The 16,965-nt window shown below is 47.4% G+C and carries 16 protein-coding genes and 1 other annotated feature; of the genes, 10 read left to right on the forward strand and 6 right to left on the reverse strand.

The window, feature by feature from the left end:
• The first annotated feature begins 152 nt into the window (after positions 1 to 152).
• The 3 genes from trxB (at position 153) to cydC (ending at position 4,746) form a co-directional block, all read left to right on the forward strand.
• Positions 153 to 1,115, forward strand: coding sequence for a thioredoxin-disulfide reductase (gene trxB / locus OH458_RS00740; RefSeq protein WP_269976942.1), 963 nt, complete (start codon positions 153 to 155; stop codon positions 1,113 to 1,115).
• 129 nt (positions 1,116 to 1,244) lie between these two features.
• Entirely contained in the window at positions 1,245 to 3,032 is a 1,788-nt protein-coding gene (cydD, locus tag OH458_RS00745) for a heme ABC transporter permease/ATP-binding protein CydD (RefSeq protein ID WP_269976943.1), read from the forward strand.
• Positions 3,025 to 4,746 carry a heme ABC transporter ATP-binding protein/permease CydC gene (cydC, locus tag OH458_RS00750; RefSeq protein ID WP_269976944.1) on the forward strand — a complete coding sequence of 574 codons (1,722 nt, stop codon included), beginning with the start codon at positions 3,025 to 3,027 and terminating at the stop codon, positions 4,744 to 4,746. The genes cydD and cydC overlap by 8 nt, the downstream gene beginning before the upstream one ends.
• An 87-nt stretch (positions 4,747 to 4,833) precedes the next feature.
• Here cydC and OH458_RS00755 read toward each other — a convergent pair whose 3' ends face one another.
• Positions 4,834 to 5,730, reverse strand: a complete 897-nt coding sequence (locus tag OH458_RS00755) for a response regulator (RefSeq protein ID WP_269976945.1) — start codon at positions 5,728 to 5,730, stop codon at positions 4,834 to 4,836.
• Between the two features lie 101 nt (positions 5,731 to 5,831).
• Here OH458_RS00755 and OH458_RS00760 point away from each other — a divergent pair, with 101 nt between their 5' ends.
• Positions 5,832 to 6,569 carry a chromosome partitioning protein ParA gene (locus OH458_RS00760; protein WP_269976946.1) on the forward strand — a complete coding sequence of 246 codons (738 nt, stop codon included), beginning with the start codon at positions 5,832 to 5,834 and terminating at the stop codon, positions 6,567 to 6,569.
• A gap of 20 nt (positions 6,570 to 6,589) precedes the next feature.
• On the opposite strand, the gene OH458_RS00765 is transcribed toward OH458_RS00760, so the two are convergent.
• Together OH458_RS00765 and OH458_RS00770 are read right to left on the reverse strand one after the other, a co-directional pair.
• Positions 6,590 to 7,279, reverse strand: coding sequence for a topoisomerase I (locus OH458_RS00765; protein WP_269976947.1), 690 nt, complete (start codon positions 7,277 to 7,279; stop codon positions 6,590 to 6,592).
• Between the two features lie 70 nt (positions 7,280 to 7,349).
• Complete coding sequence (locus OH458_RS00770) at positions 7,350 to 8,267, reverse strand: leukocidin family pore-forming toxin (protein WP_038191063.1); 918 nt, start codon at positions 8,265 to 8,267, stop codon at positions 7,350 to 7,352.
• A gap of 412 nt (positions 8,268 to 8,679) precedes the next feature.
• Between OH458_RS00770 and OH458_RS00775 the strand changes: the two genes are divergently transcribed.
• Positions 8,680 to 9,243: a flavodoxin family protein gene (locus OH458_RS00775; RefSeq protein WP_269976948.1), complete on the forward strand. Its 564-nt coding sequence runs from the start codon at positions 8,680 to 8,682 to the stop codon at positions 9,241 to 9,243.
• 41 nt (positions 9,244 to 9,284) lie between these two features.
• On the opposite strand, the gene rluB is transcribed toward OH458_RS00775, so the two are convergent.
• The 3 genes from rluB to rnm form a co-directional block, all read right to left on the reverse strand.
• Positions 9,285 to 10,253: a 23S rRNA pseudouridine(2605) synthase RluB gene (rluB, locus tag OH458_RS00780; protein ID WP_005471913.1), complete on the reverse strand. Its 969-nt coding sequence runs from the start codon at positions 10,251 to 10,253 to the stop codon at positions 9,285 to 9,287.
• A gap of 106 nt (positions 10,254 to 10,359) precedes the next feature.
• Entirely contained in the window at positions 10,360 to 10,980 is a 621-nt protein-coding gene (locus OH458_RS00785) for an L-threonylcarbamoyladenylate synthase (protein WP_269976949.1), read from the reverse strand.
• Between the two features lie 65 nt (positions 10,981 to 11,045).
• On the reverse strand, positions 11,046 to 11,897 hold the full coding sequence (gene rnm, locus OH458_RS00790) for an RNase RNM (protein ID WP_269976950.1): 852 nt from the start codon (positions 11,895 to 11,897) through the stop codon (positions 11,046 to 11,048).
• Positions 11,898 to 11,980: 83 nt separating this feature from the next.
• On the opposite strand from rnm, the gene OH458_RS00795 reads away from it, so the two are divergent.
• The 5 genes from OH458_RS00795 (at position 11,981) to trpCF (ending at position 16,939) form a co-directional block, all read left to right on the forward strand.
• Positions 11,981 to 12,118 carry a tryptophan operon leader peptide gene (locus tag OH458_RS00795; RefSeq protein ID WP_005472031.1) on the forward strand — a complete coding sequence of 46 codons (138 nt, stop codon included), beginning with the start codon at positions 11,981 to 11,983 and terminating at the stop codon, positions 12,116 to 12,118.
• Positions 12,065 to 12,168: a sequence feature (Trp leader region), on the forward strand. (Overlaps the previous gene by 54 nt.)
• A 130-nt stretch (positions 12,169 to 12,298) precedes the next feature.
• Positions 12,299 to 13,876: an anthranilate synthase component 1 gene (locus OH458_RS00800; RefSeq protein WP_269976951.1), complete on the forward strand. Its 1,578-nt coding sequence runs from the start codon at positions 12,299 to 12,301 to the stop codon at positions 13,874 to 13,876.
• A 6-nt stretch (positions 13,877 to 13,882) separates the two neighbouring features.
• Positions 13,883 to 14,476 carry an aminodeoxychorismate/anthranilate synthase component II gene (locus tag OH458_RS00805; RefSeq protein WP_269976952.1) on the forward strand — a complete coding sequence of 198 codons (594 nt, stop codon included), beginning with the start codon at positions 13,883 to 13,885 and terminating at the stop codon, positions 14,474 to 14,476.
• 11 nt (positions 14,477 to 14,487) lie between these two features.
• Entirely contained in the window at positions 14,488 to 15,486 is a 999-nt protein-coding gene (gene trpD, locus OH458_RS00810; protein WP_269976953.1) for an anthranilate phosphoribosyltransferase, read from the forward strand.
• 13 nt (positions 15,487 to 15,499) lie between these two features.
• The gene (gene trpCF, locus OH458_RS00815; protein ID WP_269976954.1) at positions 15,500 to 16,939 is read left to right on the forward strand and encodes a bifunctional indole-3-glycerol-phosphate synthase TrpC/phosphoribosylanthranilate isomerase TrpF; all 1,440 of its coding nucleotides are present in this window, start codon (positions 15,500 to 15,502) and stop codon (positions 16,937 to 16,939) included.
• Positions 16,940 to 16,965 lie beyond the last annotated feature (26 nt).

Raw genomic sequence — 16,965 nt, forward strand, 5'->3', positions numbered from 1 at the left:
TGGCTTACCACCTATTCCAAACGCAAGGAAGGTAACGTTTGCGTTCTAATCTATAACCATTTATTACAGTTCTATCCCTTGTGAACTGGCGGTTTACCCCCATATAATCGAAAGCGTTAAAAATTAATAAGCGTCACCGCTATGGAGCACAAATGAGCGACGTAAAACACAGTAAATTACTAATTCTTGGTTCGGGTCCTGCTGGGTACACAGCCGCGGTTTATGCCGCTCGCGCAAATTTAAATCCGGTGCTTGTCACAGGCATGCAGCAAGGTGGCCAATTGACGACCACCACTGAAGTCGAAAACTGGCCTGGCGATCCTGAAGGATTAACCGGCCCTGGCCTGATGGATCGAATGAAAGAGCACGCGGAGCGCTTCGAAACCGAAATTTTGTTTGACCACATTAATCAAGTCGATTTCAGCCAGCGCCCTTTCCGCCTGAAAGGGGACAGCGGTGAATACACCTGTGACGCGCTTATTATCTCGACTGGCGCTTCGGCGAAATACCTAGGTCTTGAGTCTGAGGAAGCGTTTAAAGGACGTGGTGTTTCAGCATGTGCAACGTGTGATGGATTCTTCTACCGTAACCAAAAAGTGGCAGTTGTAGGTGGCGGTAACACAGCCGTTGAAGAAGCGCTCTACCTATCGAATATCGCGTCAGAAGTTCACCTGATTCACCGTCGTGATAGTTTCCGAGCAGAGAAAATTCTCGTTAAGCGTCTGATGGATAAAGTTGAAAACGGCAACATCATCTTGCACACCGATCGCACACTGGAAGAAGTAGTTGGTGATGATATGGGTGTAACTGGCGTTCGCATTAAAGATACTCGCTCAGACGCGGTTGAACAGATTGATGTCATGGGTGCGTTTATCGCAATTGGTCACCAGCCGAACACTGCGATTTTCGAAGGCCAACTAGAGATGAAAGATGGCTACATCATTGTCCAGTCGGGCCTAGAAGGCAACGCGACCCAAACAAGCATCCCTGGCATTTTCGCCGCGGGTGACGTGATGGATCACAACTACCGTCAAGCGATTACATCGGCGGGAACAGGGTGTATGGCAGCCCTTGATGCAGAACGTTACTTAGACGGCCTTGCAGACGGTCAATAATTATCAGTCGCTAAAAGATATTTTTCATTTTTAGCTCAAATCCTTAAAGCCCTGCGGTATTCCCGTGGGGCTTTCTTTTGTATAATGCCCCGCTCTAATTGCAATAATAATTATCATTAAGCCTTCATAATGGATAAAAAGAAACAGCGCGGCTTGAACAAGTGGCTCAAACAGCAAAGTAAGCTAGCAAAACGCTGGCTGATGATCGCTGTTGGCCTTGGCGTCTTTTCAAGCGTGTTACTGCTGGCTCAAGCGGCCTTGCTCGCCAACATTCTACATTCGTTGATCATTGAACAAGTTGATAAATCCACTTTACTCCCCGATTTTGCTGGCTTAGCGATCGTTATCGCAGTTCGCGCGCTCTGTTCATGGGGTCGAGAAATCGCCGGATATCGTTGCGGTGAACAGATTCGCGTGTACATTCGTCAAGTGGTCTTAGACAAGCTCAGAGAACTTGGCCCTGCCTACATAAAAGGTAAACCAGCTGGCGCTTGGGCAACCTTGCTGCTTGAACAAGTCGAAGACATGCACGACTTCTTTGCACGTTACTTGCCGCAAATGTCATTGTCAGTACTTGTACCCTTTGTCATTTTAATTGTCGTTTTCCCCGTGAACTGGGCAGCTGGATTGATTTTCCTACTCACTGCGCCGTTGGTTCCTATGTTCATGGCACTTGTAGGGATGAAAGCGGCGGACGCCAACCGCAAGAACTTTAAGGCCCTGCAACGATTATCGGGTCATTTTTACGACCGTCTGCAATCAATGACGACGATCCGCTTATTCGATAGAACAAAAGCGGAAACTGAAATGATGCGTGGTGCCTCTGAAGTATTCCGAACTCGCACCATGGACGTCTTAAAAATCGCGTTTTTGTCTTCAGCTGTACTCGAATTTTTTACCTCTATTTCGATCGCACTGACCGCCGTTTATTTTGGTTTTGCTTTTATCGGTGAACTCAACTTTGGCGACTATGGCGCGGGTGTGACTCTGTTTGCCGGGCTCTTTATATTGATTCTTGCTCCTGAGTTTTACCAACCATTGCGCGACCTAGGCACTTTCTACCACGCGAAACAGCAAGCCGTTGGCGCCGCAGAGAGCATTGTCGAGTTCTTGGAAACCGACGTTGATACCGTTCGCTCAGGCGATAAAAAACTCGATGGCGACGAAACAGTTACCATTTGCGCCCGCGACCTCGAAGTCTATTCTCCCGAAGGCGTCAAACTGCTTGGGCCAATCAGCTTTGAGTTAAATGCCGGCCAAACAACCGCGCTTGTCGGCCCTAGTGGCGCAGGTAAAACGAGCTTAATCAATGCTATATTAGGATTTTTACCCTATAAAGGGTCTCTCACTATCAACGGTCTAGAAAGAACCGAACTTGATCTCGCGAGTTGGCGTGAAAAAATCAGTTGGGTTGGGCAAAATCCACTATTACTGCATGGCTCTATTCGTGACAACATCACTCTAGGCAAAAGCCACGTTTCTGATTCAATCATTGCCAAGGCGCTTAATGAGTCGCACGCCGCTGAATTTGTCGAAACACATGGCTTGGAGTATCAAGTCTCGGACCGCTCTGGTGGGCTTTCTGTTGGTCAAGCGCAGCGCCTCGCGCTTGCCCGCGCCATGATCCAAAACGGACAATTTTGGCTGTTGGATGAACCTACCGCGAGCCTCGATGCGCGCAGTGAACGCCTGGTAATGCAAGGCCTTGAAAGCCAGATTACAGACAAAACAACGTTAATGGTCACCCACCAGCTGACGCCGTTGAAACGGGTTGAACACATTCTAGTGATGGAAAATGGCCAGCTCGCGCAAGCAGGATCATTTGATGAACTTTCGTCTCAAGATGGACTATTCAAACAGATGTTAAAAGCCAATCAGGCACTCGACCAAGCAAATAAGGGGAATCTCGATGCGTGATTTACTCCCTTACTTAAAACTGTATAAGAAACACTGGTTTGGTTTATCACTCGGGATGCTCCTCGCCTTTCTAACCATTGCCGCATCGATCGGTTTGCTGACCTTATCCGGTTGGTTCCTCTCTGCCGCTGCCGTTGCTGGCTTAACCATTGCCCGTGAAACCTTCAACTACATGTTGCCTGGTGCCTTTGTGCGCGGATTCGCAATGGGCAGAACCGCAGGACGTTGGGGGGAGCGCGTTGTTAGCCATAACGCGACCTTTAAGCTACTCACCGACTTGCGCGTGTTCTTTTTCTCCAAACTCGCCCCTTTGATTCCTGGTCGAGTTTCAAACTTGCGAGACGCCGATCTACTCAACCGCCTTGTCGCAGACATCGACGCAATGGATCACGTTTATCTAAGACTGGTCAGCCCAATGGTGGTAGGCCTGTTCGGTATTGCGGGTCTTACAGCCCTGCTTTGCTGGTTTGATCGTGATCTTGGGTTAATTTTAGGTGCGATTCTGTTAACGCTGCTACTCACATGGCCAGTGCTGTTCTATAAGCTAGGTAAACGTAACGGTTCAGAATTAACACAAAACAAGGCTGACCTAAGAATTGCTACTCTTGACTGGTTACAAGGCTACAGTGAACTGACGTTATTTGGCGCTCAAGAACGCTACAGAACGGCAATCTTAGACACTCAACAACGTTTATTGAAAAATCAGTTGTTCAACGCACATTTTGCAGGCTTGGCTCAAGCCTTACTGATGTTGGCAAATGGTTGGACGGTCGTACTGATGCTTTGGCTCGCAGCAGACGGCGTTGCAGGCAATACCCCAGATCCTATGATCGCTCTTGTCGTTTTCGCCACCATGGCAAGTGTAGAGTTACTGATGCCGATCGCGGGCGCCTTCCAACATCTTGGCCAAACGCTCACCTCGGCGCGACGCCTCAACGACATCACATTGTCGGAACCTGATGTTCAGTTCACTCAGCAAGATATCGAGCACTCTAACGAGTATTCTATTGAGTACAAAGGCATTACTTTCCACTACCCTGATAGTGATGTTGATGTGGTCAGCAATATCAACTTGTCCATTCCGGCACGTCAAAGGGTTGCGGTTGTCGGCCAAACGGGCTCAGGTAAGTCAACGCTGCTTCAGCTGCTTAACCGTTATTGGGATGTACAAAAAGGCGAGATTCTCATCGCAGGTCAGCCAATTAAACAGTGGAGTGAGAGCCAGCTTCGTCAGGCAATCAGCGTAGTCAGTCAGCGCGTGGATATTCTAAACGGGTCTCTACGTGACAACCTGCTCATGGCTTCCCCAGATTGCGATGATGCAGAGTTAACTGCGATTTTAGCTAAGGTTGGTCTAGAAAAACTTCTTACTGAAACGGGCTTAGATACTTGGCTAGGTGACGGTGGACGTCAGCTTTCAGGGGGCGAAAAACGTCGAATTGGTATTGCGCGGGCACTGTTGCACAATGCGCCGATCTTATTGCTTGATGAGCCAACCGAAGGTCTTGATAAGCAAACAGAGCAGCAAATCATGCAGCTGTTTGAGTCGCATTTCGTCGATAAAACCGTTCTGTTCATTACTCACCGACTCGTTGATCTCGATAAGATGGATGCCATCTGTCTGATTGAGCAAGGTGAGATTGTCGAATACGGCAGTCACGATGCGCTTATCCAGCAAAAAGGTCGTTACTATCAACTCAACCAAACGCTATAAACAACTAAAGCCGAAGTCACCACACTTCGGCTTTTTTACTTCTACTATTGAGCTTGTCTTAACTCAGTTTGTGTTGGCTGCGCATATTCAAAAGCCAATCAACGTCACTTTGCCTTGAGCCATATCTGGGATTTGACATGAAAAGTCGAGCCGAGTGGCCGGATCTTTTTCATAGAGGTGTTTGAGTTTTTCAAATGGTTTGGTGATGAAGTTGACGCTTTTCAAACGTAAGCTTTTTCGAGAGTTGGAATCCAAAAACGCGATGGAAGATTGCTCAAGAACTTTATGACAGCTGTCGAGTATTCTCTTCGACACCACTTTGCTGTGGATCGCGGTATGGATATCTGCCGCGGTCACGGTTTTGTTTCCCTGTGAAAAGACGCATATAGCGTAAAGATCAAGCAGGGCTATCGCTTTTAAGCGTTGCGTTTCCGCATCTTCATACACGGCCATCAGGCAAGGTAGTTTACTCTCATCAAATTGCTGCAGTTGAATAGTATGAATCCCGACCTCTCCTCCGAGCACCTTGGTCAATAGCTTGGCTAACTGTGATAACTTGGGGAGCGCCAACTCTGGTTGCACATCGGCTTCTGGCTCAATCAACAACTCATCTTCTTCTGCTCCCTGAACTAAAGGAAGCAAGGCTCTATGCAATTGTTCATCTTCAAAGGGCTTAGAGAGCACAAACTGTGCGCCAGCTGATAGAGCAAGGTCTACTTGGCTCTGTTCATCAACAGTGGTGATCATACCGAGTTTGACATTCGGCGCGGACTTTTTGACCTTAGCAATCAAGTCCAACCCCGTCATCTCCGGCATGTACCAGTCGGTTAACACAATTTCTGGTTGCCACGTTGCCACAAGTTCAAGCGCTTGGGTCGCACACGGGGTTTTCTTGATCGATAGCTTTCGATACCCAAAAGACTCTAAAGCGCGGCGCACAATTTCAAGCGTCGCTTTGCTGTCATCAACGATCAAAATCTTCACGTCATGTGCGTCCTTTCACTCTATCAACTGATTCAATTATAGGTACATTTTTCATCGACAACTAAACTTACCCTATTATCTCAACCAACCTAGGTAATGCTATGACCCTAACACCAGAGAACCTAACTGCACTCGCGGTCGATGCCGGTCTGCTTATTTTACTGGCCTGGTTCATTGTCCTTTGGTTAATTCTTCGTGAGTTTCGCCGTTTCGCAACGGAGGTATCAGGAAACAAAGCGATGGATCCTGCCACATATTCGTTGTGCCAAGAGTCGGTTGATAAAGCGCTGAACTATACCAATGACAACAGCCAAACGCTCAATGACCTCATTGAGATTCAACAAGCGCTAGAAGCACAGGTTTCACAGATTAAAGCAGAAAATGATCGCATGCTGAGTGAGCAAGACAAGGAAACGGTAGATGCTTTAACGGCGAAGCTGAGCAAGTCTCATCAACTGATCACTAAACTTCGCACCGACCTCGACCGAAGTGTGCGTGGTTTACGTAAAGCAAAATCCAAGCTAGGAAAGCAACGTGATACCGTCGAAAGCCTACGCCAAGAGAAAGCGCAAATAGAAAAAGAGTTCGACCAACTTGAGCATGAATATATCCAAATTAGCGAATCTGGTGGTGCACCCGATAGCTTCAAACAACATTTACAAGAGAAAGAGCAACTGCTGGCAACCATTGACAACTATAAGAAAAAGCTCGCTTCGGTGGGTGACATTGACCAACTCAAGCAAGAGTTGGCCAATGTTAAACAGCAGCTCAAACACATCACCAAAGAGAAGGATTTCGTTGAGAAGAAATATTTGGATTTAATCAACGAGAACAGCTAATAATACGCTGCTGTTTGACGTTATGACGTGCTATCACTAGAACCCGCTTCTGTTGATCTCGGTTTAACCAAATCAAATTTTTGGTCTTTGAGTAACGTAACGGCTTGTTTAACGTCACTAATCAACGTCGCATCATCGTCGACGGACTTTCTCTGTAACGGCAAAACCAAGTAATGCATCCCACCTTCTGGTAAAACAACCGCTGTCGCAACAATTACATCGCCCTTTGACGCAGTACCAAAGTACTCGGACACCACTTGCGCTTCACTCACGCCATAACTATCCAAGTAATCAGGGTCGGTGTTATCAAACATGATCATTTCACCGGCTTGTATCAACGCATTCAATTGGCGCTCTTTTTCCTCATCAAACGGGTAATCGGTAGTATTGATGTAGCGTACCTGCTCTGACTCAATAAAATCATAAAGATCGTTACTGAGTTGATTGATCGGGTCAGACAACCACGCCGTCTCTGGTAGGGTTAGCTCTTCTACTATCGTGTCAGTCGCATCGTTTGCACGCTCCTGATTTCCACTCGACGTCGCATGCTCAGACTTAAGTGGCTGTTGATCATCTTGAGTCACTGACAGACTATCAGAACTCGACTCAATCGGTCGATTCTGCACACCCTCATCTCCCATGAAGTTGAGCCCAAGGTAAAGTGCACCTAAAGCCAGCGACACCCCGACAATCACGTTTCTTTTTGTCATGTTTTGAATCCTATCCAAGAGTAGTGTTGCCATTACCGCACGTATTGGCATGCGGTAATGGCTTTTCGGGTTAGTGGTAAAGGTTATCGTTCCAAGCAATCGTCACCGTGCGGTCTGTTTGCGTCCAGTGGCTACTGTCTCGGTTTTTCTTCCAGCTGTTTTGGTATGAGGTATACCAACTGCACCAGTCACGACCGAAGTAGTAATTGGTTTTTCTCCAGCCAGCGACCAGTTTGATGTCCGTCGTATTTTGGCCGTCATTGATGTTTTCTTTACGGTAAACCGCGCCAACTTGTGGTTTGAAGTCAGAACGCATGACGATTGGCAGTTCGTTGTAGTCAATTAGATTTCCCATCCCACAACTTGTCCAGCGATACAACAACCAATCTTTTGCTGGTGTATGGTTTCGAATAGTTCGGTTTTCAATTAACCAACTGATGCTTTCATTGGTCTGGTTGAAGTCAGCAACGGTTTGAAACTCCGGTTGGTCATACGTCACACGGTTGCTCCAAGATACCCCTGCATTAATAGAAGGCGATTGAGAGGCAGTGAAACCCAAATTAAAGTCTAGGGATTCACTCACAGAAGCGGTCGCAATGGTATTTTCTGGCGCGTGGCTCATATGGCGCAAAGGGGCACCGTTGGCGTAACTCAACGCAAGCTTGAACGCCGTTGGAACGGTATAACGGTAATCTCCTCCGGTTGCAAAACCATAAATTTGTTCCTTATTCGGAACATTGGTCATGTCAAAACCCGACCCACCGTTCAGTAGTAATTTGGCCTCTTTCGCTCCATCTGGTAACAAAGAGCTATTCCACACGTTTTCTAGCGAATATATAAGGCGAATCTTCTTCGATCTCGCGTCACTGTCGTCAAGTTCCAGTAAGGTCGAGGTGTACGCTTTCAAGGTGTCTGCAGCGTAAGCGGGAGCCAAGGCTCCAATTAAAGTAAGTGCTACCGCACTCAGGGTCACGCGTTGGTTATTCATTATATTATCCTGTTAATTATGCTTTATATATTATTAAAACCTAATAAAAGCATTAAACCATTATTAGGAAAAACTTAATTAACTACTTATTTTTTAAGTAGATAAATGCTAACTAGCAGCATTCATCCGGATAATGCTTCGCCGGATTTTATAAAAAAAGCAGAATAATATTTCGATGGGATACTTGTTCCATTACTTAACCAAACTGTTTTCACCATATTGATATTTATAAGAATAATATGTTACCAATAGTTAGTTAATCTAGGTGAATTTATATTCACCCATTTTTCAATACAACACCAACCCGAACTCTACTCTTTACTAATAGATGAAAAATTCCGTTGACCTTAAGTATGGTTGAGGTTTTAGCCTGTTCTACAACCCAATTAACTTGACTAAAAAGGAACATGATTTGTCTAAGATTGCGATTATCTATTTTTCTCAAACTGACGTCACTGCCCAACTGGCCAAAGCGATTGCCGCTGGGATTGAAAGCCATGGCGGAGTTGAAGTGATCTCTCATCGAATAGCAGGCAGAAAGATTGTCGAAGGCCGATTTTGTAATGCTGAACTATTTCAGCAATTGGTGGATTGCGAAGGGATAATTTTCGGCTCCCCAACCTATATGGGTGGCGTCGCGGCTCAGTTCAAAGCGTTTGCTGACGCCAGCAGTGACACTTGGGTAGAGCAAAAATGGTCGGGGAAAATAGCAGCGGGATTTACCAGTGGGGGCGCGATGAATGGCGACCAATCTAGTACCCTTCAATACATCCAGACTCTCGCTGGTCAGCATGGCATGCTGTGGTTAGGTCTAGACAAGACGACAGGAACAGGTGAGCTGGGGCTCAATCGGCTTGGCACCCAAGCAGGCGTTGTGGCCCAAGGGGTTAATGGTGAGGTGCACCCATCAGATCTTGCAACTGCGAAGTACTTAGGAGAAAGAATGGCTCAGTGGGTAAAACGGATAAAAACCTGAAGGTGATAACGAAAAAAGCAGCCAGAAGGCTGCTTTTTCAATTACTTACGCGATTGGCGTTGAGGTTTGCTATTACCTTGTTTAGCGCGAGAACCTTGTTCTCCAGCACCTTTACGCGGTTTACGGCGTGATGGGTTGTTGCTACGACCACCACCGCTGTTTACCCGCTCTTCGTGACGCTTAACGGCGCGACGAATCTTTTGGCTACGAGAACGCTCGCGTTTACGAGAGCTGTTCGCTTTGTTTTCATCGAGTAACGTTTCTTTTTCTGGGCGAAGTTCAACAAGTTCACGCAAGTAGTTTACTTGCTTGAGGTCTAGCTCCATCCAACCGCCGCGTGGCAGTTTCTTGTCTAGGTAGATGTCACCGTAACGAACACGTTTAAGACGGCTTACCGTTGTCTCTTGAGATTCCCAAAGACGACGAACTTCACGGTTACGACCTTCGTTAATTGCGACATAGAAGGTGTGGTTCATACCATCACCACCAGCGTACACAACGTCTTCGAAACGTGCCATACCATCTTCCAGCTCAACACCGCGAACTAGGTTTTTCACTTTTTGCTCGGTCACTTCACCGAACACACGTACTAAATATTCACGTTCTACTTGACGGCTTGGGTGCATTAGGCGGTTTGCCAGCTCACCGTCGGTTGTGAATAGCAGCAGACCTGATGTGTTAGCATCAAGACGACCAACAGAAATCCAGCGCGAACCGCGGATTTTTGGTAGACGGTCAAATACAGTGCGACGACCTTCTGGGTCATGACGAGTACACAGTTCACCTTCCGGCTTGTAGTAAGCAAGAACACGACAGATAACCTCTTCCTGAGCCTTTGCAGACACAGTATGGCCATCAATACGCACAATGGCGTTTTCATCTTCTAGTCGCTCACCAAGTTTAGCGACAACGCCATTCACACTGACACGGCCCGCTTTAATCAAAGCTTCCAGCTCGCGACGTGATCCATGACCTGCTCGTGCTAATACTTTCTGTAATTTTTCGTTCATTTATTTACCTATGTGTCGTCTTCGCAGACGTCGAATAAAAATGTGCGACCCGAAATCGCGGCCGCACATTATCGCAAAAAGTGTGTCGAAAATCACGAACTTTTGATTACTCAAATGACGTTGGATCACCCGAACCCAGTCGAGCGATGACAGGTTCATCATCACTGAAGTCAACCACCGTGGTTGGTTGCTCACCAAGGTAGCCGCCATTCAAAATACAATCGACGGCATGCTCTAGTTTGTCACGGATGTCCTCTGGATCTGATTCTGTATAGTCATTACCAGGCAAAATCAATGAGGTCGACATCAGCGGCTCACCAAGCGCTTCGAGCAAGTCAAGCGCGATTCGGTTGTCAGGCACACGAATACCGATCGTCTTACGTTTTGAGTTCATTAAGCGACGAGGAACTTCTTTCGTCCCTTTAAAGATAAACGTGTAAGGTCCTGGGGTGTTATTTTTCAGTAAACGAAACGCCGAGTTATCAACACGCGCGTAAAGAGAGAGCTCAGACAAGTCTCGACACAACAGAGTAAAGTTGTGTTTCTCGTCAAGACGACGGATCTGACAGATACGTTCCAAAGCCTGTTTGTTTTCTAGTTGGCAACCCAATGCATAGCCTGAGTCTGTTGGGTAAACCACTACCCCGCCATTACGAATGATTGCTACAGCTTGATTGATCAAGCGAGCCTGTGGGTTTTCTGGATGAACGTAAAAAAACTGGCTCATTGTAATTCCTCATTATCGAGTCTCTCGACTCTATAGTTAATTGATATCGACTTAATCCGGGCAAATTACTCTGCGCTTGAAGGCTCGATACCCCAATCTTTCCATACAGGTTCAACACCTGATGGCAACCATAAGTTGCGCCCTAACTCCATCCACGGAGACGGATAGTGGAAGTCGCTACCTTGAGAAGCTAATAGTTTGTATTGTATAGCATAATCAGCCAAGTTGCGTCTTTCTTGTTGCCCTTGTTGTGGCTGTGCGATTTCCATCGCGTCACCACCGGCTTCAACAAATGCCGCTAACAAGCGTTTTATCCATTTTGCCGTTAAATCGTAGCGGCCAGGATGAGCGAGGACAGCTTGCCCACCCGCAGCGTGAATAGCCTCGACTGCTTCACTCATCGAGCACCATGCAGGCGGTACATAGCCGGGATTATTGCGCGTCAAATATTTCTTAAACACTTGCTGCATCGTTTTCGCGTAGCCATTTTCAACCAGCCATTTCGCAAAATGAGCTCGAGTGATAGGCGCGTCGCCCGCTATTTGTTTGACTTCTTCTAGAACCCCTTCGCGAGTTGCTTTGCCAAGGCGATGTGCGATCAGTTCCGCGCGCCCTTCTCGGTGGGCTTTTTGCTGCGCAATCAACGCCTGCAACTTTGGCGAGTTTGGATCAATATTCAGCCCAACAATGTGGATGTCTTTATTTTGCCACACCGTGGAAATCTCAATGCCATTAATAAGCTTAATTGGCAGTTGGTTTTCATTAATGTAGCCGTGAGCAGGCGCTAACCCATCGACGGTATCGTGATCGGTGATCGCTAATACCTCAAGATTGAAACTGAGCGCTCGATCAATCAGTTCGTTCGGTGGCAGTCTTCCGTCAGAGGCAGTGGTATGGCTGTGTAAATCAATTCTCATATTTCTATTTTTTTAGTTGACTTTTTACCTCTGCACTAGTTAACTAGTACACAAATACGAAGTACCTGAATTTAAGGCCAACTATGTTACAAGAAATTACCCGTGACCAGAAACTGAAAGTTGCCGCGCTCTCAAAGAGCCACAACTCTTCTGTGGATGCAGGTAATCTTATTTGGTGGCGCACTTGGACAAGTTCTTGGTGGGCTAGCGTGTACTTCTAAAAAGTTAGAAAGGAATACCCCAAGCCCGCTCAAGTAGCGGGCTTTTTGTTTTGTAGTCTGTCTCACATCTAAGTGCTTAAACAATCGACAATTTGAACCAAAACCCGATTGGGTGAACGTTTGCTTTGTGCCACTATGTACGACAGGAAGATTTAAAGTTTTATATAAAAAGGAGGTCTTGTGAACAAGGCCATTGAAATCAGAAAGCTAGGAAACCTTGAAGTTATTCAAGCCTCTGCGCCTTACGCGCAGGACCCAACGCGTTTGTTCCACACCTTGTGTGAGAATAAAACCGATAGCCTGCTGTTAGAGTCCGCTGAAATCGACTCTAAACAAGACCTTAAAAGCCTGCTCATCGTCGACTCTGCCGTTCGTATCGTCTGCTTTGGCCATACCGTGACCATGACAGCGCTCACCGACAACGGCATGCACTTACTCGCTCACCTAGCGCAAAACATTCAATCAAACGTTACGCATCATTTTGAAGGCCAAGTGCTCACACTAGAATTTGACGCTCCTTGCGATACCCTTGATGAAGATTCAAGACTACGTGAAGCCTCTTCGTTTGATGCTCTCCGCCTTATCCAACATAGTTTCGACCTTAGCGATCAGCACCCACACGCCCTATTCTTAGGCGGACTGTTTGCCTATGATCTCGTCGCAAACTTTGAGCCACTCGGTGATGCTGAGCAAACTAACCAATGCCCGGATTACGTCTTTTACGTTGCTGAAACCTTATTGGTCGTCGATCACCAGCGTCAAACGTGTGATTTAAAGGCAACCTTGTTTGCAAACAGCGATCAAAAAGCGGCACTGGCTGCGCGAGTTGAGCAAATACAAGCTGAGTGCGCACAGTTAAAGCACTTACCGAGCGCCAACCAACTGACCACAGTCGAAGCCATTCCAAGCGTATCAGATGCAGATTTTTGCCAAACCGTGCGTGATTTGAAACAGTTTGTCGTCAAAGGCGATGTATTCCAAGTGGTTCCATCGCGCCGCTTTACTCTACCTTGCCCTTCTCCACTGGCGGCATACAAAGAGCTGAAAGTGAGTAACCCAAGCCCTTACATGTTCTACATGCAAGATGAGCTTTTCACTCTGTTTGGCGCTTCACCGGAAAGCGCGCTTAAGTATGAAACCGACACCAACCAGATTGAAATCTACCCAATTGCCGGGACTCGTCGTCGCGGTAAACGCCCGAATGGTGAGATCGATTTTGACCTAGATAGCCGCATTGAGCTTGAACTGCGCAGCGATAAAAAAGAAAACGCTGAACACATGATGCTGGTTGACCTAGCGCGCAACGATGTCGCGCGCATCTCTCAAGCAGGTACTCGCCATGTCGCTGACCTACTGAAAGTCGACCGTTACAGCCACGTCATGCACTTGGTGTCGCGTGTGGTTGGCCAACTACGTGAAGACTTAGATGCCCTGCACGCTTATCAAGCCTGTATGAACATGGGCACATTAACGGGCGCGCCTAAAATTCGCGCGATGCAGTTGATTCGTGATGTGGAAGGCGCGCGTCGTGGCAGTTACGGCGGTGCTGTGGGTTACTTAACGGGCGAAGGCACACTCGACACCTGTATTGTGATTCGCTCAGCGTATGTCGAAAATGGCATCGCCCAAGTTCAAGCCGGTGCTGGCGTGGTATTTGACTCCGATCCACAAGCGGAAGCAGACGAAACACGTGGTAAGGCTCAAGCGGTTATCTCTGCCATTCAAACCGCCCATCAAGCACGCCAAGACAAGGAGTAAGTGAACATGGCTAACATTGTATTCATCGATAACTTTGATTCTTTCACTTACAACCTCGTTGACCAATTCCGTTCGCTAGGCCACCAAGTGACCATCTACCGAAACCATATTGCAGCAGAAACGATTGAAGCGGCGGTAGCTAAGCTCGACAACGCTGTGGTTCTTCTCTCACCAGGTCCTGGCGCTCCTTCTGAAGCGGGCTCGATGCCAGAGCTGCTCCAACGCTTGAAAGGCAAAGTGCCAATGATCGGTATCTGCTTAGGTCACCAAGCCATTGTTGAAGCATACGGTGGCACTGTTGCAGGCGCGGGTGAAATCATTCATGGCAAAGTGTCGATGATGGCACACCAAAACCATCCAACTTATCTTGGTTTACCTTCACCGCTCGCCATTGCTCGGTACCACTCCTTGGTCGCGACCATGGTTCCTGACAGCTTAACTATTACCGCAGAAGTTGATGGTTTGGTGATGTCCGTGGTCAACGAGCAAGACAAGGTGTGTGGCTTCCAATTTCACCCAGAGTCAATAATGACCACCTACGGCGCAACCTTATTGGCTAACGCGATTGATTGGGCTCAACAACACAACGAGCAGCATTAAGGAGATTATTCATGGAACAGATTATTAACAAACTATATGACCAACAATCGCTGACTCAAGAAGAGAGCCAACAGCTGTTCGACATCATCATCCGTGGTGAACTCGATCCGATTTTGATGGCATCGGCACTGACTGCACTCAAAATAAAAGGCGAAACACCCGATGAGATCGCGGGCGCAGCAAAAGCACTGTTAGCCAACGCCAACCCATTCCCGCGCCCAGATTACGATTTCGCAGATATCGTTGGAACAGGTGGAGACGGCCACAACACCATTAACATTTCGACGACTGCGGCGTTTGTTGCGGCAGCGTGTGGTCTGAAAGTCGCGAAACACGGCAACCGTAGCGTCTCAAGCAAATCGGGGTCGTCGGATCTTCTTGACTCGTTTGGCATCAATTTAGCGATGAGTGCAGAAGACACGCGAAAAGCCGTCGACGATATCGGCGTTGCTTTCCTATTTGCACCTCAATACCACGGAGGTGTGCGTCACGCGATGCCTGTGCGTCAAACCATGAAAACGCGCACCATTTTCAACATTCTCGGCCCACTGATAAACCCTGCTCGTCCAAACATCGAACTGATGGGCGTTTACAGTGAGGAACTGGTTCGTCCTATCGCAGAAACCATGCTACAAATGGGTATGAAGCGCGCCGCGGTGGTACACGGTAGCGGTTTGGACGAAGTGGCAATTCACGGTGAAACAACCGTTGCCGAAATCAAAGACGGGAAGATCAGCGAATACACGCTGACGCCAGCAGACTTCGGTTTACAAGCGCACCCATTAGACGCGATTAAAGGTGGCGATCCTGAAGAAAACAAAGCGATCATTACCAATATTCTGACCGGCAAAGGGACAGACGCACAATTGGGCGCAGTGGCGGTGAACGTTGCTCTGTTGATGCGCCTATTCGGCCACGAAGATTTAAAAGCCAACACGCAACGAGCGATTGAGGCAATGAATTCAGGTAAGGCGTACCAATTGGTACAACAACTTGCCGCACACGCTTAAGGAATTGAAGAAGATGACTGACTTCAACACTCAGCAAGCTGACAACCTGTCTGAACACGTTTCTAAGAAAGAAGCAGAAATGGCAGAAGTCCTAGCGAAAATTGTTCGCGATAAGTATCAGTGGGTCGCAGACCGTAAAGTGTCTCAACCACTGAGCACATTTCAGTCTGATATACTGCCATCTGACCGCAGCTTTTACGATGCGCTCAGCGGTGAGAAAACGGTGTTTATCACTGAATGTAAAAAAGCCTCCCCTTCTAAAGGCTTGATTCGTGATGATTTCGATTTGGATTACATCGCGTCAGTTTATAACAATCACGCTGACGCAATTTCAGTCCTAACAGACGAGAAATACTTCCAAGGTAACTTTGATTTCCTACCGCAGGTACGTCGCCAAGTAAAACAGCCTGTTCTGTGTAAAGACTTTATGGTGGATACCTATCAAGTGTACCTAGCGCGTCATTACAGCGCAGACGCCGTATTACTGATGCTGTCTGTCCTTGATGACGAAGAGTACAAAGCGTTAGAGGAAGCGGCACATAGCCTAAACATGGGCATCCTGACCGAAGTAAGCAATGAAGAAGAACTTCATCGCGCGGTTAAGCTAGGTGCTCGAGTTATCGGCATCAATAACCGCAATTTACGCGATCTCAGCACCGACCTTAACCGTACCAAAGAGCTGGCACCAACCATTCGCGAGCTGGCACCAAACGCGACGGTGATTTCAGAGTCTGGCATTTACACGCACCAACAGGTTCGAGATTTAGCCGAATATGCGGATGGCTTCTTGATTGGCAGTTCACTGATGGCAGAAGAGAACCTAGAGCTCGCAGTACGCAAAGTGACACTGGGTGAAAACAAAGTCTGCGGCCTTACTCATCCCGATGACGCAGCAAAAGCATATCAAGCTGGCGCCATCTTTGGTGGCTTAATCTTCGTTGAACAATCAAAACGCTACGTCGATTTGGAAACGGCTCGGCTAACCATGAGTGGTGCGCCACTCCAGTATGTCGGCGTGTTCCAAAACCACGAGGCAGACTTTATTTGCCAGCGAGTGTCTGAGTTAGGTTTAAAAGCGGTACAACTGCATGGTCAAGAGGATCAAGCGTTTGTCACCGCTCTCAAGTCACAACTGCCTAACTACGTAGAAGTCTGGAAAGCTTACGGTGTTACCGATAAGGTGCCAGAGTTGGTCGCGCAAGGCGTTGATCGTCACCTCTTGGATACTAAAGTTGGATCGCAAACAGGCGGCACCGGACTGGTTTTTGATTGGTCGCTCATTTCCAATCCAGAAAAGGTGATGCTTGCGGGTGGAATTAATCCTTTCAATGCACAAAAAGCATCACAGCAAGGCTGCTTAGGCTTAGATTTGAACTCAGGCGTAGAGCACTCTCCAGGTAAAAAAGACCTAGACAAGCTGCAGCAAACCTTTGCCGCGATTAGAGACTACTAACACAAACAAAATTTCTTGAGTTGGAA

The organism is Vibrio sp. MarTm2, assembly GCF_027587055.1.
Taxonomy (GTDB): Bacteria; Pseudomonadota; Gammaproteobacteria; order Enterobacterales; family Vibrionaceae; genus Vibrio; species Vibrio sinaloensis_D.

Excerpts from the sequence above, each read along its gene's own strand:
- trxB (WP_269976942.1), top strand. The coding sequence starts at position 153 with ATGAGCGACGTAAAACACAGTAAATTACTAATTCTTGGTTCGGGTCCT.
- cydD (WP_269976943.1), top strand. The coding sequence starts at position 1,245 with ATGGATAAAAAGAAACAGCGCGGCTTGAACAAGTGGCTCAAACAGCAA.
- cydC (WP_269976944.1), top strand. The coding sequence starts at position 3,025 with ATGCGTGATTTACTCCCTTACTTAAAACTGTATAAGAAACACTGGTTT.
- OH458_RS00760 (WP_269976946.1), top strand. The coding sequence starts at position 5,832 with ATGACCCTAACACCAGAGAACCTAACTGCACTCGCGGTCGATGCCGGT.
- OH458_RS00765 (WP_269976947.1), bottom strand. The coding sequence starts at position 7,279 with ATGACAAAAAGAAACGTGATTGTCGGGGTGTCGCTGGCTTTAGGTGCA.
- OH458_RS00770 (WP_038191063.1), bottom strand. The coding sequence starts at position 8,267 with ATGAATAACCAACGCGTGACCCTGAGTGCGGTAGCACTTACTTTAATT.
- rluB (WP_005471913.1), bottom strand. The coding sequence starts at position 10,253 with ATGAACGAAAAATTACAGAAAGTATTAGCACGAGCAGGTCATGGATCA.
- OH458_RS00785 (WP_269976949.1), bottom strand. The coding sequence starts at position 10,980 with ATGAGCCAGTTTTTTTACGTTCATCCAGAAAACCCACAGGCTCGCTTG.
- rnm (WP_269976950.1), bottom strand. The coding sequence starts at position 11,897 with ATGAGAATTGATTTACACAGCCATACCACTGCCTCTGACGGAAGACTG.
- OH458_RS00795 (WP_005472031.1), top strand. The coding sequence starts at position 11,981 with ATGTTACAAGAAATTACCCGTGACCAGAAACTGAAAGTTGCCGCGCTC.
- OH458_RS00805 (WP_269976952.1), top strand. The coding sequence starts at position 13,883 with ATGGCTAACATTGTATTCATCGATAACTTTGATTCTTTCACTTACAAC.
- trpD (WP_269976953.1), top strand. The coding sequence starts at position 14,488 with ATGGAACAGATTATTAACAAACTATATGACCAACAATCGCTGACTCAA.
- trpCF (WP_269976954.1), top strand. The coding sequence starts at position 15,500 with ATGACTGACTTCAACACTCAGCAAGCTGACAACCTGTCTGAACACGTT.